The sequence below is a fragment of the Pantoea alfalfae genome (genome assembly GCF_019880205.1).
GTDB lineage: Bacteria > Pseudomonadota > Gammaproteobacteria > Enterobacterales > Enterobacteriaceae > Pantoea > Pantoea alfalfae.
This window is the reverse complement of sequence record NZ_CP082292.1, coordinates 3,538,746-3,564,451: the sequence shown is the minus strand read 5'-3', so window position 1 is coordinate 3,564,451 and position 25,706 is coordinate 3,538,746. Positions and strand designations below refer to the sequence as shown.

At 56.3% G+C, this 25,706-nt stretch carries 20 protein-coding genes and 2 tRNA genes; 17 read left to right on the top strand and 5 right to left on the bottom strand.

The annotated features are described in order from the left end of the window. Positions 1-51: 51 nt before the first annotated feature. The 3 genes from fepD to K6R05_RS16640 are packed head-to-tail and all read left to right on the top strand — an operon-like array spanning position 52 to position 2,806. On the top strand, positions 52-1,041 hold the full coding sequence (fepD, locus tag K6R05_RS16650; RefSeq protein ID WP_222924687.1) for a Fe(3+)-siderophore ABC transporter permease: 990 nt from the start codon (positions 52-54) through the stop codon (positions 1,039-1,041). Then, positions 1,038-2,018, top strand: coding sequence for an iron-enterobactin ABC transporter permease (gene fepG / locus K6R05_RS16645; RefSeq protein WP_222924686.1), 981 nt, complete (start codon positions 1,038-1,040; stop codon positions 2,016-2,018). Before fepD ends, fepG begins: the two co-directional genes overlap by 4 nt. Beyond that, the gene (locus K6R05_RS16640) at positions 2,015-2,806 is read left to right on the top strand and encodes an ATP-binding cassette domain-containing protein (protein ID WP_161731825.1); all 792 of its coding nucleotides are present in this window, start codon (positions 2,015-2,017) and stop codon (positions 2,804-2,806) included. Before fepG ends, K6R05_RS16640 begins: the two co-directional genes overlap by 4 nt. 40 nt (positions 2,807-2,846) lie before the next feature. Here the strand turns inward: K6R05_RS16640 and K6R05_RS16635 are convergent, their stop codons facing one another. The 3 genes from K6R05_RS16635 to fes all read right to left on the bottom strand — a co-directional run bounded on the left by K6R05_RS16635 (position 2,847) and on the right by fes (position 8,298). Then, the gene (locus K6R05_RS16635; RefSeq protein ID WP_222924685.1) at positions 2,847-6,776 is read right to left on the bottom strand and encodes an enterobactin synthase subunit F; all 3,930 of its coding nucleotides are present in this window, start codon (positions 6,774-6,776) and stop codon (positions 2,847-2,849) included. After that, positions 6,769-6,990, bottom strand: a complete 222-nt coding sequence (locus K6R05_RS16630; protein WP_222924684.1) for an MbtH family protein — start codon at positions 6,988-6,990, stop codon at positions 6,769-6,771. The genes K6R05_RS16635 and K6R05_RS16630 overlap by 8 nt, the downstream gene beginning before the upstream one ends. Before the next feature lie 96 nt (positions 6,991-7,086). Further along, positions 7,087-8,298: an enterochelin esterase gene (fes, locus tag K6R05_RS16625; RefSeq protein WP_161731832.1), complete on the bottom strand. Its 1,212-nt coding sequence runs from the start codon at positions 8,296-8,298 to the stop codon at positions 7,087-7,089. Positions 8,299-8,548: 250 nt separating this feature from the next. Between fes and K6R05_RS16620 the strand changes: the two genes are divergently transcribed. After that, positions 8,549-10,816, top strand: coding sequence for a TonB-dependent siderophore receptor (locus K6R05_RS16620; RefSeq protein ID WP_222924683.1), 2,268 nt, complete (start codon positions 8,549-8,551; stop codon positions 10,814-10,816). Between the two features lie 61 nt (positions 10,817-10,877). On the opposite strand, the gene dacB is transcribed toward K6R05_RS16620, so the two are convergent. Continuing rightward, positions 10,878-12,311 (bottom strand): serine-type D-Ala-D-Ala carboxypeptidase, encoded by a 1,434-nt coding sequence (gene dacB, locus K6R05_RS16615; RefSeq protein ID WP_010251813.1) that lies wholly within the window; start codon positions 12,309-12,311, stop codon positions 10,878-10,880. Positions 12,312-12,560: 249 nt separating this feature from the next. Here dacB and greA point away from each other — a divergent pair, with 249 nt between their 5' ends. Beyond that, a complete protein-coding gene (gene greA / locus K6R05_RS16610) occupies positions 12,561-13,037 on the top strand; it encodes a transcription elongation factor GreA (RefSeq protein ID WP_010251811.1) in 477 nt (158 codons plus the stop codon). 106 nt (positions 13,038-13,143) lie between these two features. On the opposite strand, the gene yhbY is transcribed toward greA, so the two are convergent. After that, positions 13,144-13,437, bottom strand: coding sequence for a ribosome assembly RNA-binding protein YhbY (gene yhbY, locus K6R05_RS16605; RefSeq protein ID WP_010251809.1), 294 nt, complete (start codon positions 13,435-13,437; stop codon positions 13,144-13,146). Positions 13,438-13,564: 127 nt separating this feature from the next. Here yhbY and rlmE point away from each other — a divergent pair, with 127 nt between their 5' ends. The 12 genes from rlmE (at position 13,565) to truB (ending at position 25,603) form a co-directional block, all read left to right on the top strand. Continuing rightward, positions 13,565-14,194 (top strand): 23S rRNA (uridine(2552)-2'-O)-methyltransferase RlmE, encoded by a 630-nt coding sequence (gene rlmE / locus K6R05_RS16600; RefSeq protein ID WP_013359905.1) that lies wholly within the window; start codon positions 13,565-13,567, stop codon positions 14,192-14,194. Between the two features lie 113 nt (positions 14,195-14,307). Next, on the top strand, positions 14,308-16,233 hold the full coding sequence (gene ftsH, locus K6R05_RS16595) for an ATP-dependent zinc metalloprotease FtsH (RefSeq protein WP_161731836.1): 1,926 nt from the start codon (positions 14,308-14,310) through the stop codon (positions 16,231-16,233). 79 nt (positions 16,234-16,312) lie between these two features. Beyond that, positions 16,313-17,152: a dihydropteroate synthase gene (folP, locus tag K6R05_RS16590; RefSeq protein ID WP_033731317.1), complete on the top strand. Its 840-nt coding sequence runs from the start codon at positions 16,313-16,315 to the stop codon at positions 17,150-17,152. After that, positions 17,149-18,483, top strand: coding sequence for a phosphoglucosamine mutase (gene glmM, locus K6R05_RS16585; protein WP_161731838.1), 1,335 nt, complete (start codon positions 17,149-17,151; stop codon positions 18,481-18,483). The genes folP and glmM overlap by 4 nt, the downstream gene beginning before the upstream one ends. Positions 18,484-18,700: 217 nt before the next feature. Continuing rightward, positions 18,701-19,039 carry a preprotein translocase subunit SecG gene (gene secG, locus K6R05_RS16580; RefSeq protein WP_003851074.1) on the top strand — a complete coding sequence of 113 codons (339 nt, stop codon included), beginning with the start codon at positions 18,701-18,703 and terminating at the stop codon, positions 19,037-19,039. A 37-nt stretch (positions 19,040-19,076) separates the two neighbouring features. After that, positions 19,077-19,163 (top strand) — tRNA-Leu (locus tag K6R05_RS16575). Between the two features lie 59 nt (positions 19,164-19,222). Further along, positions 19,223-19,299: transfer RNA gene (locus K6R05_RS16570), tRNA-Met, on the top strand. A gap of 211 nt (positions 19,300-19,510) precedes the next feature. Next, positions 19,511-19,963, top strand: a complete 453-nt coding sequence (rimP, locus tag K6R05_RS16565) for a ribosome maturation factor RimP (protein WP_010251795.1) — start codon at positions 19,511-19,513, stop codon at positions 19,961-19,963. 24 nt (positions 19,964-19,987) lie between these two features. Further along, positions 19,988-21,475: a transcription termination factor NusA gene (gene nusA / locus K6R05_RS16560; protein ID WP_061061455.1), complete on the top strand. Its 1,488-nt coding sequence runs from the start codon at positions 19,988-19,990 to the stop codon at positions 21,473-21,475. Positions 21,476-21,492: 17 nt separating this feature from the next. After that, positions 21,493-24,186, top strand: coding sequence for a translation initiation factor IF-2 (gene infB / locus K6R05_RS16555; RefSeq protein ID WP_161731840.1), 2,694 nt, complete (start codon positions 21,493-21,495; stop codon positions 24,184-24,186). Positions 24,187-24,251: 65 nt separating this feature from the next. After that, a complete protein-coding gene (rbfA, locus tag K6R05_RS16550) occupies positions 24,252-24,659 on the top strand; it encodes a 30S ribosome-binding factor RbfA (protein WP_033731320.1) in 408 nt (135 codons plus the stop codon). Further along, entirely contained in the window at positions 24,659-25,603 is a 945-nt protein-coding gene (gene truB, locus K6R05_RS16545) for a tRNA pseudouridine(55) synthase TruB (protein WP_161731842.1), read from the top strand. The genes rbfA and truB overlap by 1 nt, the downstream gene beginning before the upstream one ends. Positions 25,604-25,706: the final 103 nt, after the last annotated feature.

Genomic DNA, 25,706 nt, shown 5'->3' with positions numbered 1-25,706 from the left:
ATAAACACTCGTAATTGCGGGCCATGTTGAATTCGTGAAGGTTTAAACGTTATGCGTCAACTCCGTGCAATAGCCGGTTCAGGGATGCTGCTATTGTTGCTTATTGCGCTCAGCCTGATGCTGGGTGCCAGACCTGTCCCCTTTCATGATGTCACACATGCCTTACTCTCCGACTGCAGCCGCATCGATTGCGTGATCGTGCGCGATGCCCGGCTGCCGCGAACCCTGGCAGGACTGCTGGCCGGGATCAGTTTAGGTCTGGCGGGCGCACTGATGCAGAGCCTGACGCGCAATCCCCTGGCTGACCCAGGCATTCTTGGTGTGAATGCCGGAGCGGGTTTTGCGGTGGTGCTTGGCATCGCCCTCTCTGGCGCCGATTCTCCTGCGGAATGGCTGGGTTTTGCTTTTACGGGTGCACTGCTGGCGTCGCTGCTGGTGGCCATGACGGGTGCGATCGGCGGCGGCCGCGTGAATCCGCTGCGTCTGACGCTGGCAGGCGTGGCGCTGGGTGCGGTGCTGGAGGGCTTAACATCTGGCCTGTCGCTGCTTAATCCCGATATTTACGATCATCTGCGTTTCTGGCACAGCGGCTCGCTGGATATCCGCAATTTTGCCATTCTGCGCACTGTCTTTCCGGCGGTCGTAGCCGGGAGCCTGCTGGCGTTGCTGCTGGCAGGTTCGCTCAACAGCCTGAGTATGGGCGGAGATATGGCAACCGCGCTGGGCACCCGTGTGATGCGTACTCAACTGGTGGGATTGCTGGCGATTGCACTGCTGAGCGGTGCGGCGACGGCGGCAGTCGGACCCATCGCCTTTGTCGGGTTAATGACACCGCATCTGGCCCGCTGGCTGCTGGGCAACGATCATCGCTGGATGCTGCCGGGAACCCTTGTGATCACGCCCTGTCTGCTGCTGGCCGCCGATATTCTTGGACGGCTGCTGATACCGGGTGAACTGCGCGTGTCAATTGTCACGGCCATTCTCGGTGCGCCGATGCTGATTGTGCTGGTGCGCCGTAAGCTGGGAAAAGGGCAGATATGACACGGATGATGATCAATGCGTTACTGCTGTTGATGGCCTGCGGGGTGCTGGCTTTTTTGGGCATCACGCGCGGCACCTTACCGATCTCAGCCAGCCAGTTATGGGCACTTTTCAACGGCGAGGCAGCGCGCAATGTTCAGCTGATTGTGCTGGAGTGGCGTCTGCCGCGCGTCATGATGGCGCTGCTGATTGGTGCGGCGCTGGGCGTCAGCGGGGCGATTTTTCAGTCGCTGTTGCGCAACCCGCTGGGCAGTCCCGATATTCTGGGTTTTAACACCGGCGCTTACAGCGGTGTACTGGTGGCGCTGGTGCTGTTCCAGCAAAACATGGAAGGGATGACGCTGGCGGCGCTGGCAGGCGGGCTGCTCACTGCAGGTGTGGTCTGGCTGTTCAGCTGGCGCAACGGCGTGGAGACTTTCCGGCTGATTATTGTCGGCATCAGCGTGCGGGCACTGCTGATGGCGCTGAACAGCTGGCTGATTATCAGTGCTTCACTGGAGGCGGCACTGAGCGCCGGGCTCTGGAGCGCCGGTTCACTTAACGGCATTACCTGGGCGAAAACCACGCCGGTGATCATCGTGCTGCTGCTGGCGCTGCTGGCAACAGGCATGCTGGCCCGCCGCATGCGACTACTGGAGATGGGTGACGACACGGCCTGTGCGCTGGGCGTTCCGGTTGAGCGCAGCCGCCTCATGCTGATGCTGACGGGTGTTATCCTCACCGCCGCCTCGACGGCGCTGGCCGGTCCGATCTCCTTTATTGCGTTGCTGGCACCGCAGATTGCGCGGAGGCTCAGCGGTGGCACTAAAGGCGCGCTGCCGCTGGCGGCCTTGTGTGGCGCGCTGCTGTTAATCGCCGCAGATTACGCCGCGCAGCACTTTTTCCTGCCTTATCAGCTGCCGGTTGGCGTAATCACGGTCAGCCTGGGCGGACTCTATCTGATTGCACTACTGGTGCGGGAGGCACGACGTCAATGAAAGTGACAACACGTTTGCAGGGCGACGCGCTGACGCTGGGCTATGACAAAAAAATCGTGGCGGAGAATCTCTCTGTGGCGATCCCTGACGGTGAGCTGACCGTGATCATCGGTCCCAACGCCTGCGGAAAATCGACGCTGCTGCGTACCTTAAGCCGCCTGGTCTCGCCGCTGCAGGGCGAGGTGCTGCTGGATGGCAATACCATTGCTCACTACGCCACCAAAGAGGTGGCACGCCGGCTGGGGCTGCTGCCGCAAAGCTCGAACGCGCCTGCGGGTATCAGCGTCAGCGAACTGGTGGCGCGCGGGCGTTATCCGCACCAGTCGCTGTTCGGGCGCTGGCGACAGGAAGATGAGGCAGCGGTGCAGCAGGCCATGCAGGCCACCGGCGTGGCCGATTTAGCGCAGCAGCAGGTTGATACGCTCTCTGGCGGTCAGCGGCAGCGGGTGTGGATTGCGATGGTGCTGGCTCAGCAGACACCGCTATTGCTGCTGGATGAACCGACCACCTGGCTGGATATTGCCCATCAGATTGAACTGCTGGAATTAATGCAGGATCTCAATCAGCAGCATGGCCGAACGCTGGTGGTGGTGCTGCACGATCTTAATCAGGCGTGCCGCTACGCCAGCCACCTGATAGCGATGCGCGACGGGAAAATCGTTGCCGAAGGGAAACCGGCGGAGATTGTAACGCCGGAACTGATAGACGCGATCTACGGCCTGCGCTGCCTTATCATCAGCGATCCGGTGGCCGGTACGCCGATGATTGTACCGCTGGGCAGAGGCTGACCCGCGCCTTCTCCGGTGAATAAGCGCAGGTCAGGATGACTCAGGAAATCAGCGTTGCCAGACACTGCTGCAGTCGTGGGCCGATCTGCTCGAACATGCGCGGTGAGATGATCTCGACGTGCGCACAGTCCAGCGGCCAGATAGTCAGTCCGCCAACCCAGGGCGCCCAGGCGCGGCGTGCATCCTGACCGGGCAACTGGGTCTGTTGCGCCAGGAACAGCGTGGCGTGCCCACTAAAGCGGGCACTGCGCGCCGTGGCCAGCAGGCGCACCGAACTGGCATAGTTGGCTTCAATGGTGGTAAACAGTGCCTCCATTCCTTCACCGGCCTGCTCGCGCTGTGCTGCGATAAACTGCTCGCGCTCACGATTAACCTCTTCCAGCACCGCCGGATCCAGCACGTTTTCGCCGCGCCGTTCATCCCAGTTCTGCGTCTCCGGCGGCCAGGTATCCAGCAGTCCGAGGAAAGCAACGGTTTCACCTTCGGCCTCCAGCCGCGCGGCGATACCCTGCGCCAGCGTGCCGCCCAGCGAATAGCCCAGGAAATAGTAGGGCCCCTCTGGCTGCTGCTGGCGCACCGTCGCCAGATGCGCCTCACACACCGCGTCAAGGTGCTGCGCCTGATTCAGCGGGCTGGTGATATCAGGTGACTGAATGCCGAGCAGCGACCAGCGGGCATCCAGATAGCGCTGCAACACGCTGAACTGCCAGGCAAAACCTGAGGCGGGATGGAAGCAGAACAGCGTCGGGCCGGTAGTACGCCGCAGCGGCAAGACCGCCTCAAATCCGGCGCGGGCTGTCTCCGCGGGTTCACTACTAAGCAGGACGGCCAGCTTTTCTACCGTAGCTGCCACCATAATCTGGCCCACTGACACCGGCTGATTCAGCGTCCGCCGCAGCTGCGCCGCCAGCCGCATCGCCAGCAGCGAATGGCCACCCAGCGCAAAAAAATCATCCTGTGCGCTGACGGACTCACGTTCCAGCAGCGTGGCGAACGCCTGCGCCAGCGTCGTTTCCAGACCCGGGTACGGTGCACGACCGGCAGCCGCTGTTCGGGTCTGTGGCAGCGGCAGCGCTTTACGATCCAGCTTGCCGTTGCTGCTGAGCGGTAATGCCGCCAGCTGAACAATCGCCACCGGCACCATATGCGCCGGTAACTGTGTCGCCAGAGTCTGGCGCATGACGTCGGCATCAATTGAGCCCTCTGCCACCACATAGCCGACCAGTTGGCGGGCATCACCCTGCTGGTCGCTGCTGCTGCCCAGTACCACTGCATGCGTCACGGCCTGCACAATGCCAGGCAGCGCAGCCATGGCGTGGTCGATCTCGTTCAGCTCGATACGCTGTCCGCGAATTTTAAGCTGATCGTCGCTGCGACCCAGATACTCCACCGCACCATCCGGCAGCCAGCGCGCCACATCACCGGTGCGGTACATCCGGGAGCCGTGACCCCACGGATCGGCGACAAACCGGCTGGCAGTGAGGTCGGGACGATCAAGATAGCCATGCGCCAGCTGCACGCCGGTCAGCCAGAGATCGCCAGCCACGCCCGGTGGCACCGGCTGCAGACGCGCATCCAGAATCCGTAAGCCGGTGTTCCAGACCGGGAAGCCAATCGGCACGCTGGCACCGTCGACGGCCGCCAGCGCCGGTCCGAAAGCCGGGTAGAAGCTGACATCCACTGCCGCTTCGGTCGGGCCATAAAGATTATGCAAGGGCACCCGGGTCAGCGTCTGCCACTGGCGCGACAGCTCAGCGGGCAGCGCTTCGCCGCTGCAGAAAACCCGGCGCAGGGTGGCGCAACGCGCTATCGCGTCACCTTCCTCCAGCGAGGCGACAAAAGCAGCCAGCATCGACGGAACAAAATGGGTGGTGGTCACGCGGTAGCGGGCAAATAGCTGCTGCAGCACGTCCGGGTCGCGGTGGGCATCAGGCGGTGCCATCACCAGCTGTGCGCCAGCGATCAATGGCCAGAAGAACTCCCACACCGAGACATCAAAGCTGCTCGGCGTTTTCTGCAGCACCACATCATCACCGCCGAGCGGATAACGATCCTGCATCCACAGCAGCCGGTTGACGATCGCCTCATGACTGACCAGCACGCCTTTTGGCCGACCGGTCGAACCAGAGGTATAGATGAGGTAAGCGCCATCATGCGGACGCGGAGCCTGTGTCAGCACGCTATCCACCGGGGTTAACAGCACGTCGTAAAACAGCGGCGCGGCCGGTGAGAGAGCCGCCAGCCTGTCTGCCAGTTCGCGGCAGGTGATCAGCATCTTCGGCGCGGCATCTTCCAGCATCATCTTCAGCCGATCGTCCGGGTAGCCGGTATCAAGCGGCAGCCAGGTTGCGCCTGTGCTGACAATCGCCTGCAGCGCCAGTGATAAAAAGACCGAGCGCGGCAGCGCCACGGCGACGATGTCACCCCGCGTCACACCCTGCGCAATCAGCTGTTGTCCCAGCGCGGCGACCTGCTGTTGCATCTGCTGGTAATTAAGCTGATGCGCCTCATCCGCCAGCGCCATAGCGTGCGGCGTACGCTGCGACTGCAGCAGCAGCAGGCTGCTTAGCGTCTCTGCAGGCAGCATCACAGCCGTCTGATTGACCGCTGCCAGCTGTTGATGTTCTTCCGGCATCAGCATATCCAGCTCGCCACAGGCGCACGCTGGCCGGACGGCAAGCTGCTCAAGCAGCAGACCAAAGCGACTGGCATGTTGCTTCAGCGCGGTTTCACTATAGCGCTTTGCATTAGCCAGTAGTTCCAGCGTCAGGTCGCCCTGTTCGCTGAGGTAGATAGCAATCTCCAGATCGCGAACCGGGCCTGACGCCAGCTGATGAGTGATGCCTTCAATGCCTGCGAAATCGAGCTGATAGTCGAACATCTTCAGGTTAATCACCGGCCCATAGAGCGGAGCACTGTCACCAAACCGGCCCAGATCGCGCTGCACCTGCTCAGCGTCGTAACGCTGATGACGGCGCATTTTTCTGACTTCGCCCGCCAGACGCCCGGCCAGTGCCGTCAGCGGCTGTGCCGGGTCGTAATGGATTGCCATAGGCAAAACGTTGATCACCGGACCGGTGGCGCAGAGCGCGGCCGAGCCGATGCGGCGCATAAAGATGAAACCGGCGGCGAACGCATGCTGACCGGTGAGGCGCGCCAGCCATAACGCCACCAGCGCAAAGGCGGTGTCCGCAGCACTGAGGTTGTGCTGCCCGGTGTGCGTCAGCAAAGCCTGAAAAGTGTTGCGATCCACGGCAAACGTATGGCGTAGCAGGTCGGTACTGGCGCTCTGACCGGCCAGCGGCAGAGCGGACAACGAGGCGGGCGCAGGTAACTGCGCGCCTTTCTCCAGCCAGAACTGGCGATCGCGCTGCCAGGCCAAAGAGTTGTGATAGCGCTGATACTCGTCGACGACCTCGCTGAACGGGACAAAGGGGCTCGGCTCCGGCGTGTCGCCGTGCTGCCAGGCGCTGTAGAGATGGGCGATGCGGCGGGTCAGGGCGGTGAAACTAAAACCATCGACCACCAGATGATGGTAGCGCTGATACCAGTACCAGTGATCCTCGCCCAGCCGAAGCAGGCTGTGATGATAGAGCGGCGCACCGCTCAGTATCCGCAGGTCACCGGACATATCCTGCTGCATCAGCGCACGTGCTGATGCAGCAGGATCGGCGGCATCGCGCAGATCGATTATTTCAGGCTCGCGGAAATCCTGGGGGGCAGGCCACTGTAGCGGTTCACCCTCCAGCTCGCCAAAGGCCATATTCAGTGTGTCCGCTTCCTGCATGCCAGCAATTATGGCCCGTGACAGCAGCGCGCTGTTCAGCACACCGTGCAGTTCGACAAAATGCGCCACGGCGTAAGCATTGGAATAGGGCGATAGCTGGTCAGCGATCCAGATTCCGGGCTGAGCGGCCACCAGCGGCAACGTTTTTTGCTCTGTCAGCGGGTTCAGAGTGGTCTCAGACATTGCGGCTCCCACTGTCCTGCGTCATAACCGGACGGATATCGTGCCAGTTTTCATTCAGCCAGCTCAGGCAACGGGCCTGTAGTTCGGGCCCATAAACAGGCTGCCATCCTGGCGGAACCGCACAAAAGGCGGGCCATAAGCTGTACTGCTGCTGAGCATTTTTCAGTACCTGACAATCCTGCTGGGGATCGTCGAAAGGATTGAGTTGTTGCATGTTGGTCTCCTGTCCGAAGTCGTCGGGCGTATAAACGCCGATCTCCTGGGTATCCTTTTTCTTTTAATGGCGCACAGACGGCGGGATATCAGCGGGTTATGACGATTGCCACATAGCGTTGAGGCCTGCCAGCAGTCCGCCGCGCCAGCACAGCGCATCGTGACCGCCTTCAATCGGGTGATAGCTGACCTGATGTCCTGCCACAGTCAGATCGCGCTGAAACTGTTCGTTTGCTGCCAGAATCAGGCGTTCGCGCCGCCCCGCCTCCAGATAAAAGCGCCGGGAGGGCGCCTGCAGCAAACCCTGCTGTAACTGCTGCGGCAGCCAGCCATTCGGGTCACCGCGCGCGGGCCACCAGAACGAACCGGAAAGACTGACGGCACCCGCAAAAGTTTCCGGCCAGTTCAGGGTGGCGTAAGCGGCAGAAAGGCCGCCAAAACTCTGTCCGGCCACCAGCGTGCTGTCGGCCCGAAACGGTGCCCACTGCTGAATTTGTGGTAACAGCTCGTGCTGAATCGCCAGCCAGAAGTCAGGGTTACAGGTCAGTTCACGCGTGCGGTGTTCGCGGTCGATGATGTCGATCATGACATAGACCGCAGGAGGCAGCTCGCCTGCCTCAGTGAGTTGCTGAAGCGGACCGGCAACCGGCATGCTGTGCGCCCAGAACTGACCATCCAGCAGCAGTGCCAGCGGACGATCGCCTGCACTGGCGTCTCCGGTGACAGCGATCCAGATCTGACGCTGGTTTCCCAGCCGTTCGCTGCGCCACAAATAGTGTTGCAGCGGAATATCGGCGGCACGGCCCTCATCAACCGCACGCCACACCTGTTGATCCGGCGCGCGTGGCAGGTGCAGCGGCGAGACCCTCATTCCGCGTCCACCTGCCCAGCTACGCAAAGGATTCAGCGGGTCGCTTTGTGCCTGCCGGAATTTCTGACTCCACCACTGGCGCAGCGCCTGCATATCAGCCTGCCCGGCAAACGTCTCTGTCTGGTTGTCAGGGATCAGGCAGTAGCTGCCGCGCCAGTCAGCGGGCAGGGTGGTTTGCCACCACCAGACATCGGTATCAGGAACAGGTGTTAAGGAGGAAGGTGAGGCTGTGTGATGATGATCGGTCACACCGGTAATGTTGATCCAGACGCGCCGGGTATCAGAGTGCAGCGGGTCACCCTGCGGATCACGCCAGAAAAAAGTGACCTGACAGGTCCCCTTTTCAGCGGGTTCAATCAGGGGAATGCCCTGTTGCTGCAGCTGCTGCCACCAGCGTTCGCTGCCGGTCTCTTCGTTTAACCACGCTATTCGCGCCATGATTCAATCACACTTGCTTAGAGTCATGCATGTTACAGATAATAGTATTGATAATTATTTGCATTTGCAATAGGGTGTTTCCGCTCGACAGGGAGCGCGCGCATTCTCTCTGCCGCATCGGATTTCAGACGGACGCAACGCGGTTCTGAAGCCTGTGTGACGGGAAGGTTAATGCGTTGCAGGCAAGGTTATGACCTTTTTACCGGTACGCCGGCAGTGGCATGCTCGCTGGCACTCCAGGAACAGAAAAATGAAAAAGATATCCCGGCTTTCGTTAGCCATTATGATTGAACTGGGTCTCACGGCCTCTCTCATTTCTGCCGGTGCCGTGGCTGCTGAAGCCACCCGCGAACCCGCTATCGACAGCAGCACCTCCGATACCCTCCACGACGACACCATGACGGTCACCGCCGCTGAGCAGACGCTGCAGGCCCCTGGCGTGTCAACGATTACCGCCGACGAAATCAAAAAACATCCGCCTGCGCGCGACGTCGCCGAAATCATCCGCACCATGCCCGGTGTCAATCTGACCGGTAACTCCACCAGCGGCCAGCGCGGTAATAACCGTCAGATCGATATCCGTGGTATGGGGCCGGAAAATACCCTGATCCTGATCGATGGCCTGCCGGTGACCAGCCGCAATGCGGTGCGGCTTGGCTGGCGTGGCGAGCGCGACACACGCGGCGACACGAACTGGGTACCGCCAGAGATCATTGACCGCATTGACGTCATCCGGGGTCCGGCAGCGGCCCGCTACGGCAATGGTGCGGCGGGTGGTGTGGTTAATATCATCACCAGGAAAGAGATGGATAATCAGTGGCACGGCTCGTGGAACGCCTATTACAACGTGCCGCAACACAAGGAGGAGGGCGCGACGCGGCGTACTAACTTCAGTCTTGAAGGACCGCTGGGCGATGATGTCAGTTTCCGGCTCTATGGCGGTCTGGCAAAAACGCAGGCTGATGCTTACGATATCAATGAAGGGCACGCCGCAGACCGCACCGGCAGTTACGCGGGATCCTACCCGGCGGGCCGCGAAGGTTCAGTCAATAAAGATATTCATGGCCTGCTGCGCTGGACGTTTGCACCAATGCAGGCGCTGGAAGTGGGGGCCGGTTACAGCCGTCAGGGCAACCTCTATGCTGGCGACACCCAGAACACCAATACCAACGCGCTTGTGAAAAGCAAATATGGTGACGAAACCAACCGGCTCTATCGGCAGAACTTTTCAGTTAAGTGGACCGGCGCCTGGGATAATGGCATCAGCACCAACACCTATGCGCAGTATGAAAACACCCGCAACTCGCGTCTGAATGAAGGGCTGGCGGGCGGCACTGAAGGGATCTTTTCCAACAGCAATTTCAACACTATCCAGCTGGATGATGTGTTGCTGCACAGCGAGATCAGCGTGCCCTTTGAGTGGCTGGTGAATCAGACTGCAACTTTTGGCACGGAATGGAATCAGCAGCGGATGAAGGATCCTTCCTCGACGACGCAGGCCGCCAGCTACGGTTCGATTCCGGGTATCGCCACCACCGGACGCTCTCCCTATTCGCAGGCGGAGATCTTCTCACTGTTTGCGGAAGACAATATTGAGCTGACTGACAGCACCATGCTGACGCCCGGCCTGCGCTTCGATCACCATTCGATTGTCGGCGATAACTGGAGCCCGTCGCTCAACCTCTCACAGGGATTAGGCGATGAGTTCACGCTGAAAATGGGCATTGCGCGCGCTTATAAAGCGCCGAGCCTCTACCAGACTAACCCGAACTATCTGCTTTACAGCAATGGCCAGGGCTGCGCGGCCAGTGCCGGTGCCTGTTATCTGATGGGTAATGATGACCTGAAAGCGGAAAACAGCATCAATAAAGAGATTGGACTGGAATGGAAGCGCGACGGCTATCAGGCGGGTCTGACCTGGTTCCGCAACGACTACCGGAACAAGATTGAGGCAGGCACGGCTCCCACCGGCACGGCGTCTAACGGCAAAACCGACATCTACAAATGGGAAAATGTGCCCAAAGCGGTGGTTGAGGGGCTCGAAGGTACGGTTAACGTCCCGTTCTCCGACAGCCTGACGTGGAACAACAACTTCACGTATATGCTGCAGAGCAAAAATAAAGAGACCGGCGATCGCCTGTCAATTATTCCGGCGTATACGCTCAATTCGACGCTGAGCTGGCAGGCGATGCAGGATCTCTCTCTCCAGACAACCCTGACCTGGTACGGTAAACAGGTGCCGAAGAAGTATGACTATAAAGGTAACGCCGTCACCGGCAGCGCGACCGATCAGGTCAGTCCCTATTCGGTTGTAGGCATGAGCGGCACCTATGACGTTAATAAATATGCCAGTGTCACCGTGGGTATCGACAACCTCTTCGACAAGCGTCATTTCCGTCAGGGCAATGCGCAGACTACCGGCAATGCCACCACCGGCGCTTACCTCTACGGCGCAGGAGCCAATACCTTTAACGAATCGGGCCGCACATTTTATATGAGCGTGAACACCCGCTTCTGATCGGTTCAGCCATAAAAAACGCAGCAGGTTGATCGCCTGCTGCGTTTTTATTTCTGCTTAATCAGTTGTTCTGATTGATATCGCGGTAGAGTCGGCTTTCAAAACGCACCAGTGGAATACGGCGGGTACGTTGATCTTCCGGCGGCACTGCATAACCGGAAAGGAACTGAACAAATGCCACTCTTGCACCGCTGGAAGTGGTAATAAAGCCCGCCAGATTATAGACGCCCTGCAGTGAACCGGTTTTCGCCGAGACCTTGCCATCCAGTCCCGCCTCATGCAGCCCGCCACGATACTGTAGCGTGCCGTCGTAACCCGCCAGGGGCAACATCGAAATATAATCCAGCGTGTTGTCATTCTTCGCAATGAACTGCAACACCTGCATCATGGTTTGCGGCGAAATCAGATCGTGGCGCGACAGACCGGAACCATCAACCTGAATGCTGTTACCCATATCGACATTGGCTTTGGCTTTCAGGATACGGCGGACAGCATCCTGCCCGGCACGGAAGGTACCGGGCACGTTGAAGTAGTGATGACCAATGGTGCGGAAGACCGTGTCGGCTATCATGTTGTCTGACTTCTTCAGCATGGTGTGCAGCAGCGTGTGCAGCGGCGCAGACTGGGTCGATGCCAGTACGGTACCTGGCTCCGTGACCTGCGTCTGGCGCACCAGATGGCCACTGTAGTCAATCTCTGACGAGCGCAGCTCTGCCTTAAGGATTTCACCTGCCCAGGCCGCGCCATCCTGCACCGCAAAGGCCAGCGGCAGCGGTTCGGCACGCTGGCGCATACAGCCTGTCAGGGTGTAACGGTTCAGCTCACCTGGAACCACATCCAGTTCGCAATATTGCCCTTCACCGCTGTTACGGCCGATGGTGCGGACCTGGCTGTACATATGCGCCGGATAATAGGAGGCGATGCGCACAAACGCATTTTCACCTGGCGTATTGGCACTGTAGAGCGACACCGAGAAGCAGTTTTTATCCACAATCGCGGCACCCGGCGGGGCGCTGAAGCACTGGGTCATATCGTTCCACGGCCAGCCCGGTGCCATGTCGTGACTGGCAAAAACCGAGGTGTCGATAACCAGGTTGCCTTTGATATGGTTAATGCCCTGCTTCTTTATTGCCGCGACCATGTTGCGCAGATCCTGACGGCTTAAAGTTGGATCACCGCCGAAACGTGCGACTAAGTCGCCGTTCAGGGTGCCATCTATAATGGCACCCCGGGTCTCAAACGTGGTCTGAAAACGGAAGTCGCCACCCAGTTCCAGTAATGCCGCCAGCGCCGTCACCACTTTCATGGTACTGGCGGGCAGGGCCATCTGTTTGCCGTGGTAATCAATGATCGGTGTTGATGCACCCACTTTCTGAACCATCAGCGCCAGATTGGCGCCATCTGGCAGGTACTGCATGTATTCATCAACTGGCGCTGCGTGTGCCTGCAGCATAAATGCGCAGCTTAATCCGGTAACAAGTCGTGAAAATCGCATAATCTCGCGGTAACTGGCAGGTGAGGGCGTCAATACTACGTCGCTGGACGGTGCAAAGTAAACGATGACCCGCAGGGAACTCTGGGGTAAAATACGTATCAAATTGCAAAACTCTTTTCTGGCCTGGAAGCATCTCCGGGTCAGGATTCTTTTATTTGCAAAAACGGGCTAATGCGCCGCAGAGCGCTTTTTTCTGCGGTCACCGGTCAGGATGACATCGTTAAACAGGAAAGAGGGCGAGGAGCTTAAATGAATCAGATTCCGATGACGTTAAGAGGCGCTGAAAGATTGCGCGAAGAGCTGAACGAGCTGAAAACCGTGAAGCGCCCGCGCATTATCGCCTCTATCGCTGACGCACGCGAGCATGGCGATTTAAAAGAGAACGCGGAATATCACGCTGCGCGTGAAGAGCAGGGCTTTTGTGAAGGCCGTATTCAGGAGATTGAAGCCAAACTCTCCAATGCGCAGGTTATCGATGTTACGCAGATGCCCAAAACCGGCCGCGTGATCTTCGGCGCAACGGTGACCGTGCTGAACGTCGAGACCGACGAAGAAGCCACGTATCGCATCGTGGGCGATGACGAAGCAGACTTTAAGCAAAATCTGATTTCAGTCAATTCGCCAATGGCGCGTGGTCTGGTGGGTAAAGAGGCCGATGATGTGGCTATCGTAAAAACCCCGGGCGGCGACGTTGAATATGAGATTCTGAAGGTGGAATACCTTTAAGATGTTGCTACGCTTTGAAAAGCGCTGAAGCACAATGTAAAGAAAGGAAAAAGGCCGCATTGCGGCCTTTTATCTGAGGTAAGAGCATGTCACTTTCTTTGCCCACTTAGCGTGGCAGAGAAATTTTGCTCTCTTTAGAGGGGCGATACAGCACCAGCGTTTTGCCGATCACCTGTACGTTGCTGGCACCGGTCTCACGCACGATAGCCTCGACGATCAGCTGTTTCGTTTCACGATCTTCAGAGGCGATTTTTACCTTAATCAGTTCGTGATGCGACAGAGCCTGCTCGATTTCGGCCAGCACGCCTTCAGTCAGGCCATTGCCACCCAGCATAACAACTGGCTTGAGCGGATGGGCGAGGCCCTTGAGGTGCTGTTTTTGTTTGGTACTTAGATTCATCGTAGTTTTTTACTTACTCAGGGATTGAAAACGGTTCATTCTACCGCCATCTCGGGTATATCACCAAATCGACGCAACCCATTGCGTGCAGGTTTATCGCTACGATGACGATTTAACTGGAATTATTATGACGGGTAAAAAGCGTTCGGCCAGCTCCAGCCGCTGGCTTCAGGAACACTTTAGCGATAAATATGTGCTTCAGGCGCAGAAAAAAGGGTTGCGTTCGCGCGCCTGGTTTAAACTTGATGAAATACAACAGGGTGACAAGCTTTTCAAACCCGGCATGACCGTGGTAGATCTGGGTGCTGCACCTGGTGGCTGGTCGCAATATGTGGTTCAGCAAATCGGGAATAAAGGGCGCATCATTGCCTGTGATATCCTGCCAATGGATCCGATAGTCGGTGTCGATTTCCTTCAGGGCGATTTTCGTGAAGAATCAGTGATCAATGCGCTGCTTGAGCGCGTTGGCGATCAGAAAGTCCAGGTTGTCATGTCCGATATGGCGCCGAATATGAGTGGTACACCTGCCGTAGATATTCCCCGGTCGATGTATTTAGTAGAACTGGCGCTGGAGATGTGTCGGGATATCCTGGCACCTGGCGGCAGTTTTGTAGTGAAAGTGTTTCAGGGAGATGGCTTCGATGAATACCTGCGGGAAATTCGCTCCCTGTTTACGAAAGTAAAAATTCGTAAGCCGGACGCTTCACGTTCACGTTCACGTGAAGTGTACATTGTGGCGACTGGGCGCAAACTATAACCAAATTGCTGGAGACGTCCGCAGCTTTGCTGCGATTCCATGTATGCAGGATCTATAGTACCCTACGCTATCTGTTAACACCGATGTAATATGAGGTTAATCCCTTGAGTGACATGGCGAAAAACCTGATTCTCTGGTTAGTCATCGCGGTCGTGCTGATGTCAGTATTCCAGAGCTTTGGGCCCAGCGAGTCAAATGGCCGTCGGGTTGATTATTCAACCTTCCTGTCGGAAGTGAACCAGGATCAGGTCCGCGAGGCACGTATTAACGGGCGTGAAATTAACGTCATTAAAAAAGACAGCAATAAATACACGACCTACATTCCTGTCAACGATCCCAAGTTGCTTGATAACCTCTTGACCAAAAACGTCAAAGTGGTTGGCGAACCGCCGGAAGAGCCAAGCCTGCTGGCTTCCATCTTCATTTCGTGGTTCCCGATGCTGCTGCTGATCGGTGTGTGGATCTTCTTTATGCGTCAGATGCAGGGCGGCGGCGGTAAGGGCGCGATGTCCTTCGGCAAAAGCAAAGCCCGCATGTTGACGGAGGACCAGATTAAAACCACTTTCGCCGATGTAGCAGGTTGTGACGAAGCGAAAGACGAGGTGGCTGAGCTGGTGGAATATCTGCGCGAGCCGAGCCGTTTCCAGAAGCTGGGCGGTAAAATTCCAAAAGGCGTTCTGATGGTGGGCCCGCCGGGTACCGGTAAAACCCTGCTGGCAAAAGCGATTGCCGGTGAAGCCAAGGTGCCTTTCTTCACTATCTCCGGTTCTGACTTTGTGGAAATGTTTGTCGGTGTCGGTGCATCCCGTGTGCGCGACATGTTCGAACAGGCCAAGAAAGCCGCTCCGTGCATCATCTTTATCGATGAGATCGATGCTGTGGGTCGTCAGCGTGGTGCCGGTTTAGGCGGTGGTCATGATGAACGTGAGCAGACGCTGAACCAGATGCTGGTTGAGATGGATGGTTTCGAAGGTAACGAAGGTATTATCGTTATCGCCGCGACTAACCGTCCTGACGTACTGGACCCTGCGCTGCTGCGTCCAGGCCGCTTTGACCGTCAGGTTGTGGTCGGTCTGCCAGACGTACGTGGTCGTGAGCAGATCCTGAAAGTGCATATGCGTCGTGTGCCACTGGCAACCGACATTGATGCCGCAATCATTGCACGTGGTACGCCAGGCTTCTCAGGTGCCGATCTGGCCAACCTGGTGAACGAAGCTGCGCTGTTCGCCGCTCGTTCAAACAAGCGCGTGGTGTCGATGGTTGAGTTCGAGAAAGCGAAAGACAAAATTATGATGGGTGCGGAACGTCGCTCCATGGTGATGACGGAAGCGCAGAAAGAGTCAACGGCTTACCACGAAGCGGGCCACGCCATTATTGGCCGCCTGGTGCCAGAGCATGATCCGGTGCATAAAGTTACGATTATCCCGCGCGGCCGTGCGCTGGGTGTGACCTTCTTCCTGCCTGAAGGCGACGCGATTAGCGCCAGCCGTCAGAAACTGGAAAGCCAGATCTCAACGCTGTACGGTGGTCGTCTGGCAGAAGAGATCATCTACGGTGTGGAACATGTTTCTACCGGTGCGTCCAACGACATTAAAGTCGCGACTAATCTGGCACGTAACATGGTGACGCAGTGGGGCTTCTCTGAAAAACTGGGTCCGTTGCTGTATGCAGAAGAAGAGGGTGAAGTATTCCTTGGACGTTCTGTCGCGAAAGCGAAACATATGTCTGATGAAACAGCCCGCATCATTGACCAGGAAGTTAAACACCTGATCGACAGCAACTACCAGCGTGCCCGCCGCATTCTGGGTGAGAACATGGACATTCTTCACGCCATGAAAGACGCGCTGATGAAGTATGAAACCATTGATGCACCGCAGATCGACGACCTGATGGCACGCCGCGAAGTGCGTCCGCCTGCGGGCTGGGAAGATCCAGGCAGCAACTCAGACAGCAACGGTACGCCAAAAGCGCCACGTCCGGTTGATGAACCGCGTACGCCGAACCCAGGCAATACCATGTCAGAGCAGTACAACAAATAAGACGCATCATTGTCAGACAAAACCCCGGCTGGTCCGGGGTTTTTTACATCCAGATATTGATCAGCAAGGAGTTTTCACCATGAAGTTGTTTGCCCGTGATTCCCATCTCGATTTATCTTTTCCTCATGTGATGGGCATTCTGAATGTCACGCCGGACTCTTTTTCAGATGGTGGTAAACATAACGCGCTGGTCGATGCGCTGACGCATACCAATGAGATGGTCAACGCAGGCGCAACCATTATCGATGTCGGCGGTGAATCAACCCGTCCTGGCGCAGATGAAGTGAGTGTGGAGGAGGAGCTGGAGCGGGTCATTCCGGTAATCGATGCCATTGCCCAGCGTTTCGAAGTGTGGATTTCAGTAGACACCTCTAAAGCCGACGTAATCAGGGAAGCCGCACGAGTGGGTGCTCACATCATTAACGATGTCCGCTCACTCTCTGAGCCGGGTGCGCTGGAAGCCGCAGCGGCTACCGGACTTCCTGTCTGTTTAATGCATATGCAGGGCGAACCGCGCACCATGCAGCAGGCACCGGTTTACGAAAACATCTTAAGCGAAGTGGACACTTACTTCGCTCAGCAGATTGCGCGCTGCGAAGCGGCGGGAATTAAAAAAGAGCAGCTGATACTCGACCCGGGCTTCGGTTTCGGTAAAAATCTCAGCCACAATTATGAACTGCTGGCTCATCTCAGCGATTTTCACCACTTTGGTCTGCCGCTGCTGGTGGGGATGTCGCGTAAATCGATGATTGGCCAGTTGTTAAATGTTGGCCCGTCACAGCGTTTAACCGGCAGCCTGAGCTGCGCGGTGATTGCTGCCATGCAGGGCGCGCAGATTATTCGCGCGCATGATGTAAAAGAGACGGCCGAAGCGATGCGCGTGGTCGAAGCGACCCGAAGAGCAAAAGGAGCATCATGAGTAATCGTAAATATTTCGGTACAGATGGCATTCGCGGCAAAGTCGGTGAAACACCTATCACGCCTGATTTCGTCCTGAAGCTGGGCTGGGCCGCGGGTAAAGTACTGGCGCGTCACGGTTCGAAAAAGATCATTATCGGCAAAGATACCCGTATCTCGGGCTATATGCTGGAGTCTGCGCTGGAAGCAGGCCTCGCCGCCGCGGGCCTGACCGCTGCGTTTACCGGTCCGATGCCGACTCCCGCCATCGCCTATCTGACCCGTACCTTCCGCGCAGAGGCGGGCATCGTTATTTCAGCGTCGCACAATCCGTTTGACGATAACGGCATTAAATTCTTCTCATCCGAAGGCACCAAACTGCCTGATGACGTGGAAGAAGCGATTGAGCTGGAGATGGAAAAGCCGATTACCTGTGTTGAATCAGCCCAGTTAGGCCGCGCCAGCCGCATTGTTGATGCAGCGGGGCGTTACATTGAGTTCTGTAAGGGGACTTTCCCCAGTGAACTCAATCTGAATGGCCTGAAAATTGTGGTCGACTGTGCCAATGGTGCGACTTACCACATTGCGCCGAATGTCCTGCGCGAGCTGGGCGCAACCGTCATCGCAATCGGTGTCCAGCCAGACGGCATGAACATCAACAAAGAGTGCGGTGCCACCGATCTTAAACTGCTGCAGCAGCGCGTACTGGCGGAGAAGGCCGATATTGGTCTGGCTTACGACGGCGATGGCGACCGCATCATGATGATTGACCATCTGGGCGACAAAGTAGATGGCGACCAGATCCTCTACATCATTGCACGTGAAGCGCTGCGTCAGGGACAGTTACGCGGCGGTGTAGTGGGTACGCTGATGAGCAACATGGGCCTGGAATTAGCGCTGAAACAGCTCGGCATTCCGTTCACCCGTGCCAAAGTCGGTGACCGTTATGTGCTGGAGAAGATGCAGGAGAAGGGCTGGCGTCTCGGCGCGGAGAATTCCGGTCATGTGATCCTGCTGGATAAAACCACCACTGGCGACGGTATCGTTGCAAGTTTGCAAGTGCTCACTGCGATGGTGCGTAACCACATGAGCCTGCACGATCTCTGCAGTGGTATGAAGATGCTGCCGCAGGTTCTGGTCAACGTACGCTTCGCGGGCGAGCATGACCCGCTGCAAAACGACGCCGTGAAAACGGTCACCGCTGATGTTGAAAAAGCGCTGGCGGGTCGCGGACGCGTTCTGTTGCGTAAGTCAGGCACTGAGCCGCTAATTCGTGTGATGGTCGAAGGCGAAAATGAGGCGCAGGTCACCGAACTGGCTAATCGTATTGCCGATCAGGTCAAAGCGGTTTAAACCTCTTAAAGGCGGTGCTCAGAATGCTGAACCGCCTGTAAAATCACCGGGATGGCGCTTTTTTCTGCAATCAGTTTGCGTAAGAGAAATTGCACTTGCAGAGATATGCGCCTTTGGTTAGTATTCACACCCGCTTCTGATGGGTGATGACGAGACGCCCCATCAATACTGGTTGAAGCTTTAACTGTACGATTATCGTGCAAGGAACAGGTTGAATATGTACGAAGCTCTTTTAGTTGTTTTCCTTATTGTAGCTATCGCCCTCGTGGGTATGATCATGCTGCAGCAAGGCAAAGGCGCTGATATGGGAGCCTCATTCGGTGCAGGCGCATCCGGTACGGTGTTTGGTTCTTCGGGTTCAGGTAATTTCATGACCCGTACTACTGGCATCCTAGCGGCACTGTTCTTCATCATCAGCCTGGTTCTGGGTAATCTGAACAGCAATAAAGCCTCGAAAGGAAGTGAGTGGGAAAATCTTTCTGCGCCGGCGCAGTCTTCTCAACAGACTGAAAAGCCAGCTCAACCGGTTACACCGGGCAGCGATATTCCTAAGTAAGATCGTCAGCACAACGAATCGTTGTGGTCAGTGCAGTGCCGTGGTGGTGGAATTGGTAGACACGCTACCTTGAGGTGGTAGTGCCCGATTGGGCTTACGGGTTCAAGTCCCGTCCTCGGTACCAAATCGTAGTATCACTTGCATTTTATGCAGGTCTGGCGTATTATTCGCCACGTTTTCGGACGCGGGGTGGAGCAGCCTGGTAGCTCGTCGGGCTCATAACCCGAAGGTCGTCGGTTCAAATCCGGCCCCCGCAACCACTTTCCCTTTGAGTTCTTTTTCAAATATACTGTATGCATCGACGGACGCATTCACGGCTATTTTTTGAAAGAAAATTCTTTGGATGGAGTCCGGGCCGCGTTGCGGCATACAGGGTCCAGTGACTAAAAGCCCCGAATATTCGGGGTTTTTTGTTATTAGCGAATCGTAATACTGGGCTATAGGCCCTTTTTTTATGTCTTGGGGGTGGGCTTGTCCACATTAGAGCAAAAATTGACAGAGTTGGTATCGGCTCCCGTAGAAGCGCTGGGTTACGAACTGGTTGGAATTGAATTCGTTCGTAGTCGCACATCTATCCTGCGCATCTATATTGATAGTGAAGATGGCATCAATGTCGATGATTGCGCCGATGTCAGCCACCAGGTAAGTGCGGTAATGGATGTTGAAGATCCGATTACTGTACCTTACAACCTTGAAGTCTCTTCACCGGGACTCGATCGTCCTCTGTTCACCGCAGAACACTACACCCGTTTTATGGGTGAAGAAGTGAGTCTGGTGTTGCGTATGGCCGTTCAGAACCGCCGTAAATGGCAGGGAACCATCAAGTCAGTTGATGGCGAGATGATCACGGTGCACGTTGAGGGTAGCGATGAAGTGTTCGCGCTGAGTAATATTCAGAAAGCGAACCTGGTCCCCCACTTTTAAAAGTCCGGATTGAGGCTAACCAGGATGAACAAAGAGATCTTAGCTGTTGTAGAAGCCGTTTCTAACGAAAAAGCCCTGCCGCGTGAGAAAATCTTCGAAGCGCTGGAGAGCGCGCTGGCGACTGCGACCAAGAAAAAGTACGAGCAGGAAATTGAAGTACGCGTCAGCATTGATCGCCGCAGTGGCGATTTCGATACTTTCCGCCGCTGGGAAATCGTAGAAGAGGTGACACAGCCGACGCGCGAGATCACGCTGGATGCGGCCCGCTTCGAAGATGAAGCATTCAATCTGGGCGAATATGTCGAAGATCAGATTGAATCGGTCACCTTTGACCGTATCACTACCCAGACCGCTAAGCAGGTTATCGTGCAAAAAGTGCGCGAAGCTGAGCGCGCGATGGTGGTTGATCAGTTCCGTGAGCAGGAAGGCGAAATCATCACCGGTGTGGTGAAGAAAGTTAACCGCGACAACATTTCCCTCGACTTAGGCAGCAATGCCGAAGCGGTCATTCTGCGCGAAGATATGCTACCGCGTGAAAACTTCCGTCCAGGCGACCGTATTCGTGGCGTACTCTACTCTGTACGTCCGGAAGCGCGTGGCGCGCAGCTGTTTGTGACGCGTTCCAAACCGGAAATGCTGATTGAACTGTTCCGCATTGAGGTGCCAGAAATTGGCGAAGAACTGATTGAAATTAAAGCCGCTGCCCGTGATCCGGGTTCCCGCGCTAAAATTGCAGTCAAAACCAACGACAAACGTATCGATCCGGTGGGTGCCTGTGTGGGCATGCGCGGCGCGCGTGTTCAGGCGGTTTCCAGTGAACTGGGCGGCGAGCGTATCGATATCGTGCTGTGGGACGATAACCCGGCGCAGTTTGTTATTAACGCCATGGCTCCGGCCGATGTGGCATCAATCGTGGTTGATGAAGATAATCACACCATGGATATCGCTGTAGAAGCTGGCAATCTGGCTCAGGCGATCGGCCGTAACGGCCAAAACGTGCGTCTCGCTTCGCAGCTGAGTGGCTGGGAGCTGAACGTGATGACCGTCGATGATCTGCAGGCTAAGCATCAGGCTGAAGCGCATGCAGCGATCGATATGTTCACTAAACATCTCGACATCGACGAAGAGTTCGCCACCGTACTGGTGGAAGAGGGCTTCTCCTCGCTGGAAGAGCTGGCATACGTGCCAATCAACGAGCTGCTGGAAGTCGACGGCCTCGACGAAGAGACCATTGAAGCCCTGCGTGAACGAGCAAAAAATGCGTTAACCACCCTGGCACTGGCGAAAGAAGAGAGTCTTGGAAATCAGGAGCCCGCTGCGGATCTTCTGAATCTTGAAGGCCTCGATCGTGCGCTGGCGTTCCGCCTGGCGTCAAAAGGCGTTTGCACGCTGGAAGATCTCGCTGAGCAAGGTGTTGACGATCTGACGGATATTGAAGGCATGTCTGATGAACAGGCCGGCGCGCTGATTATGGCCGCACGTAATATCTGCTGGTTCGGCGATGACGCGTAATAACAGGAAGGAACAGCATGACAGATGTAACCGTAAAATCGCTGGCCGCAGAAATTCAGACTCCGGTCGATCGCCTGGTACAGCAATTTGCTGATGCGGGAATCCCTAAGTCTGAAAATGACGCGGTGACCCAGCAAGAGAAAGAAACCTTACTATCTCATCTGAACCGTGAACACGGTCAGGTCGGTTCAGCTAAGCTGACGCTGCAGCGTAAAACGCGCAGCACCTTGAATATTCCAGGCACCGGGGGTAAAAGTAAGTCGGTGCAAATCGAAGTCCGCAAAAAGCGTACCTATGTGAAGGGTGATGCAGAGGCTGAGCAAGCTCAGGCAGAAGCTGAAGCCGAGGCGCAGCGTGAAGCGGAAGAGCAGGCGCAACGCGAGGCAGAAGAAAAAGCCCGTCGCGAAGCTGAACAGAAAGCGCAACGTGAAGCCGAAGATAAAGCCAGGCGCGAAGCCGCTGATAAGGCCAAACGTGCAGCAGCGGAAAATGACAAAGTGACAAATCAACCTACCGACGAAGTGACCAGGGCTGCGCAATCAGACAAAGCCCGTCGCGAAGCTGAAGCTGCTGAACTGAAGCGTAAAGCTGAAGAAGAAGCCCGCCGTAAGCTTGAAGAGGCTGCCCGCCTCGTAGCCGAAGAAGCCCGCCGTCTGGCTGAAGAGAAATCAGCTGAATGGGAAAAACCGGAAGAAGAGGATAAAGGCGACTATCACGTCACCACTTCGACCCATGCCCGTCAGGCAGAAGACGAAAACGACCGTCAGGTTGAAGCAGGCCGTGCGCGTGCGCGTACTACTGCTAAAGCTGCGCGTCCGGCGAAAAAAGGCAACAAACATTCCGAAGCCAAAACTGACCGTGAAGAAGCGCGTGCGCAGGTTCGTGGCGGTAAAGGCGGTAAGCATCGCAAACCTAGCGCACTGCAGCAGGGCTTCAACAAGCCAGCGCAGGCCGTTAACCGCGATGTTGTGATCGGCGAAACCATCACCGTAGCCGAACTGGCGAACAAAATGGCGGTGAAAGGTTCTCTGGTCATCAAAGCGATGATGAAGATGGGCGCCATGGCGACTATCAACCAGGTCATCGATCAGGAAACTGCACAGCTCGTAGCCGAAGAAATGGGCCACAAAGTGACCCTGCGTCGTGAGAATGAGCTGGAAGAAGCGGTAATGGACGATCGTGATACCGATGCGGCACAGGAGTCTCGTGCGCCGGTTGTGACCATCATGGGCCACGTCGACCACGGTAAAACCTCTCTGCTGGACTATATCCGTTCCACTAAAATCGCCTCTGGCGAAGCGGGCGGTATTACACAGCACATTGGTGCTTACCACGTTGAAACCGACAACGGTATGGTCACCTTCCTGGATACCCCGGGCCACGCCGCGTTTACCGCGATGCGTGCACGTGGTGCACAGGCGACAGATATCGTTATCCTGGTGGTTGCCGCAGACGATGGCGTGATGCCACAGACTGTCGAAGCTATTCAACACGCCAAAGCCGCTAAAGTGCCGGTTGTGGTTGCCGTGAACAAGTGCGATAAGCCAGAAGCGGATCCGGATCGTGTTAAAAACGAACTGACTCAGTACGGAATCATTCCGGAAGAGTGGGGCGGCGAAAACATGTTCGTAAATGTCTCTGCGAAAGCGGGTACCGGCATTGACGACCTGTTAAACGCAATCCTGCTGCAGGCAGAAGTTCTGGAACTGACGGCTATCCGTGAAGGTATGGCGAGCGGCGTGGTGATTGAATCGTTCCTCGACAAAGGTCGTGGTCCGGTTGCTACCGTGCTGGTTCGTGAAGGTACGCTTAATAAAGGCGACATCGTTCTTTGTGGTTTCGAATATGGCCGTGTTCGTGCAATGCGTGACGAACTGGGTCGCGAAGTCATGGAAGCGGGTCCTTCTATCCCGGTTGAGATTCTGGGCCTGTCCGGCGTGCCGGCTGCAGGTGATGAAGCGACTGTGGTACGTGACGAGAAGAAAGCACGTGAAGTTGCGCTCTACCGTCAGGGCAAATTCCGCGAAGTTAAACTGGCTCGCCAGCAGAAATCTAAGCTCGAAAACATGTTTGCTAACATGACCGAAGGCGAAGTGTCTGAACTGAATATCGTTCTGAAAGCCGACGTTCAGGGTTCTGTGGAAGCCATCTCTGATTCCCTGCAGAAACTCTCCACCGACGAAGTGAAGGTGAAGATTGTGGGTTCAGGCGTGGGCGGGATTACCGAAACCGATGCAACCCTGGCGGCTGCTTCTAACGCCATCCTCCTTGGCTTCAACGTTCGTGCCGATGCCTCTGCGCGTCGCGTCATTGACGCAGAAAGCCTGGATCTGCGCTACTACTCTGTCATCTATAACCTGATTGACGAAGTTAAAGCAGCGATGAGCGGCATGCTGGCACCAGAGTACAAACAGCAGATTATTGGTCTGGCTGCAGTGCGCGACGTGTTCAAATCACCGAAGTTTGGCGCGATTGCCGGTTGTATGGTGACGGAAGGTAACATCAAACGTCACAATCCAATCCGTGTCCTGCGTGACAACGTGGTGATTTACGAAGGCGAGCTGGAATCTCTGCGTCGCTTCAAAGATGACGTCAACGAAGTGCGTAACGGCATGGAGTGCGGTATCGGCGTGAAGAACTACAACGACGTTCGCGTTGGCGATATGATCGAAGTGTTTGAAATCATCGAAATTAAACGCACCATCGAGTAATAGACTGCTGATGTGTTGCAATTTGGGAGGCCTCTGGCCTCCCGAATTATTTGGGAGAAATAATGATGGCGAAAGAATTTGGTCGCCCGCAGCGCGTGTCACAAGAGCTGCAAAAAGAGATCGCGATGATCCTGCAGCGTGAGATTAAAGATCCGCGCCTTGGCATGATGGTCACCGTATCCGGCGTTGAAGTGTCACGCGATCTTGCTTACGCAAAAGTGTTCGTTACGTTCCTCAACGACAAAGATGAAGATGCGATCAAGCATGGCCTGAAAGCGCTGAAAGAAGCGTCAGGCTACATTCGCATTCTGCTCGGCAAAGCGATGCGTCTGCGTATCGTGCCTGAGCTGACGTTCTTCTACGATAACTCGTTAGTCGAAGGGATGCGCATGTCTAACCTCGTCACCAGCGTCGTTAAGAACGATGCAGAGCGCCGTGGTCCGGATGCCACCGGCGATGACGAGGAGGCGTAATGAGTCGTCCGCGTCGTCGCGGTCGCGACGTCCATGGCGTGTTGTTGCTGGATAAGCCACAAGGCGTTTCGTCGAATGATGTCCTGCAGAAAGTGAAGCGTATCTTTAACGCTAATCGCGCAGGCCATACCGGCGCGCTTGATCCACTGGCCACCGGCATGTTGCCAATCTGCCTGGGTGAAGCGACCAAGTTTTCGCAGTATCTGCTCGATTCCGACAAACGCTACCGTGTGATTGCCCGACTGGGCGAGCGCACTGACACGTCAGATGCGGATGGCAATATCGTGCAGACGCGTCTGGTCAGCTTCAGTCAGGTCGATCTGGATAGCGCCCTTGAGAGCTTCCGCGGCGATACGCTGCAGGTGCCATCGATGTTTTCGGCGCTGAAGCATCAGGGTCGTCCGCTGTATGAATATGCGCGTCAGGGCATTGTGATTGAGCGTGAACCGCGTCCCATCACGGTCTATGAGCTGCAATTTATTCGCTGGCAGGATAATGAGCTGGAGCTGGAAATTCACTGCTCCAAAGGCACCTATATCCGTACCATCATCGATGACCTGGGTGAAAAGCTGGGATGCGGTGCGCATGTCATCATGCTGCGACGTGTACAGGTTGCCCGTTATCCGTATGAACGGATGGTGACGCTGGAACAGCTCAACACGCTGCTGGCGGAAGCCACAGAAGCGGGCACCCCACTGGAAACGCAGCTCGATCCGCTGTTGTTGCCGATGGACAGCCCGGCCTCTGATTTCCCTGAAGTGAATATCCCACCCGCCGTGGCAGATTTTTTCCGTCAGGGACAGCCGGTACAGGCCAGCAACGCGCCTGCGCAGGGGCTGGTCAGAGTATCGGAAGGCGAAGCGCGTAAGTTTATCGGTATGGCAGAAATTGCCGATGATGGCCGTCTTGCGCCACGTCGTTTAGTGGTTGAGTATCAGGATTAAGCCAGGCGTTCACTTTTCGCTGATGGGGCATTTGCGTTGCTATCAGGCGCAGAGTAGAATAGCGCGGCTTTAAAGCGGGATGCTGAATTAGAGATCGGCACCC

Coding starts and splice junctions, on each gene's coding strand:
- rlmE (WP_013359905.1), top strand. CDS start 13,565: ATGACGGGTAAAAAGCGTTCGGCCAGCTCCAGCCGCTGGCTTCAGGAA.
- rbfA (WP_033731320.1), top strand. CDS start 24,252: ATGGCGAAAGAATTTGGTCGCCCGCAGCGCGTGTCACAAGAGCTGCAA.
- K6R05_RS16630 (WP_222924684.1), bottom strand. CDS start 6,990: ATGCAACAACTCAATCCTTTCGACGATCCCCAGCAGGATTGTCAGGTA.
- folP (WP_033731317.1), top strand. CDS start 16,313: ATGAAGTTGTTTGCCCGTGATTCCCATCTCGATTTATCTTTTCCTCAT.
- secG (WP_003851074.1), top strand. CDS start 18,701: ATGTACGAAGCTCTTTTAGTTGTTTTCCTTATTGTAGCTATCGCCCTC.
- K6R05_RS16635 (WP_222924685.1), bottom strand. CDS start 6,776: ATGTCTGAGACCACTCTGAACCCGCTGACAGAGCAAAAAACGTTGCCG.
- nusA (WP_061061455.1), top strand. CDS start 19,988: ATGAACAAAGAGATCTTAGCTGTTGTAGAAGCCGTTTCTAACGAAAAA.
- greA (WP_010251811.1), top strand. CDS start 12,561: ATGAATCAGATTCCGATGACGTTAAGAGGCGCTGAAAGATTGCGCGAA.
- truB (WP_161731842.1), top strand. CDS start 24,659: ATGAGTCGTCCGCGTCGTCGCGGTCGCGACGTCCATGGCGTGTTGTTG.
- K6R05_RS16640 (WP_161731825.1), top strand. CDS start 2,015: ATGAAAGTGACAACACGTTTGCAGGGCGACGCGCTGACGCTGGGCTAT.
- glmM (WP_161731838.1), top strand. CDS start 17,149: ATGAGTAATCGTAAATATTTCGGTACAGATGGCATTCGCGGCAAAGTC.
- yhbY (WP_010251809.1), bottom strand. CDS start 13,437: ATGAATCTAAGTACCAAACAAAAACAGCACCTCAAGGGCCTCGCCCAT.
- fes (WP_161731832.1), bottom strand. CDS start 8,298: ATGGCGCGAATAGCGTGGTTAAACGAAGAGACCGGCAGCGAACGCTGG.
- ftsH (WP_161731836.1), top strand. CDS start 14,308: ATGGCGAAAAACCTGATTCTCTGGTTAGTCATCGCGGTCGTGCTGATG.
- fepD (WP_222924687.1), top strand. CDS start 52: ATGCGTCAACTCCGTGCAATAGCCGGTTCAGGGATGCTGCTATTGTTG.
- K6R05_RS16620 (WP_222924683.1), top strand. CDS start 8,549: ATGAAAAAGATATCCCGGCTTTCGTTAGCCATTATGATTGAACTGGGT.
- infB (WP_161731840.1), top strand. CDS start 21,493: ATGACAGATGTAACCGTAAAATCGCTGGCCGCAGAAATTCAGACTCCG.
- fepG (WP_222924686.1), top strand. CDS start 1,038: ATGACACGGATGATGATCAATGCGTTACTGCTGTTGATGGCCTGCGGG.
- dacB (WP_010251813.1), bottom strand. CDS start 12,311: ATGCGATTTTCACGACTTGTTACCGGATTAAGCTGCGCATTTATGCTG.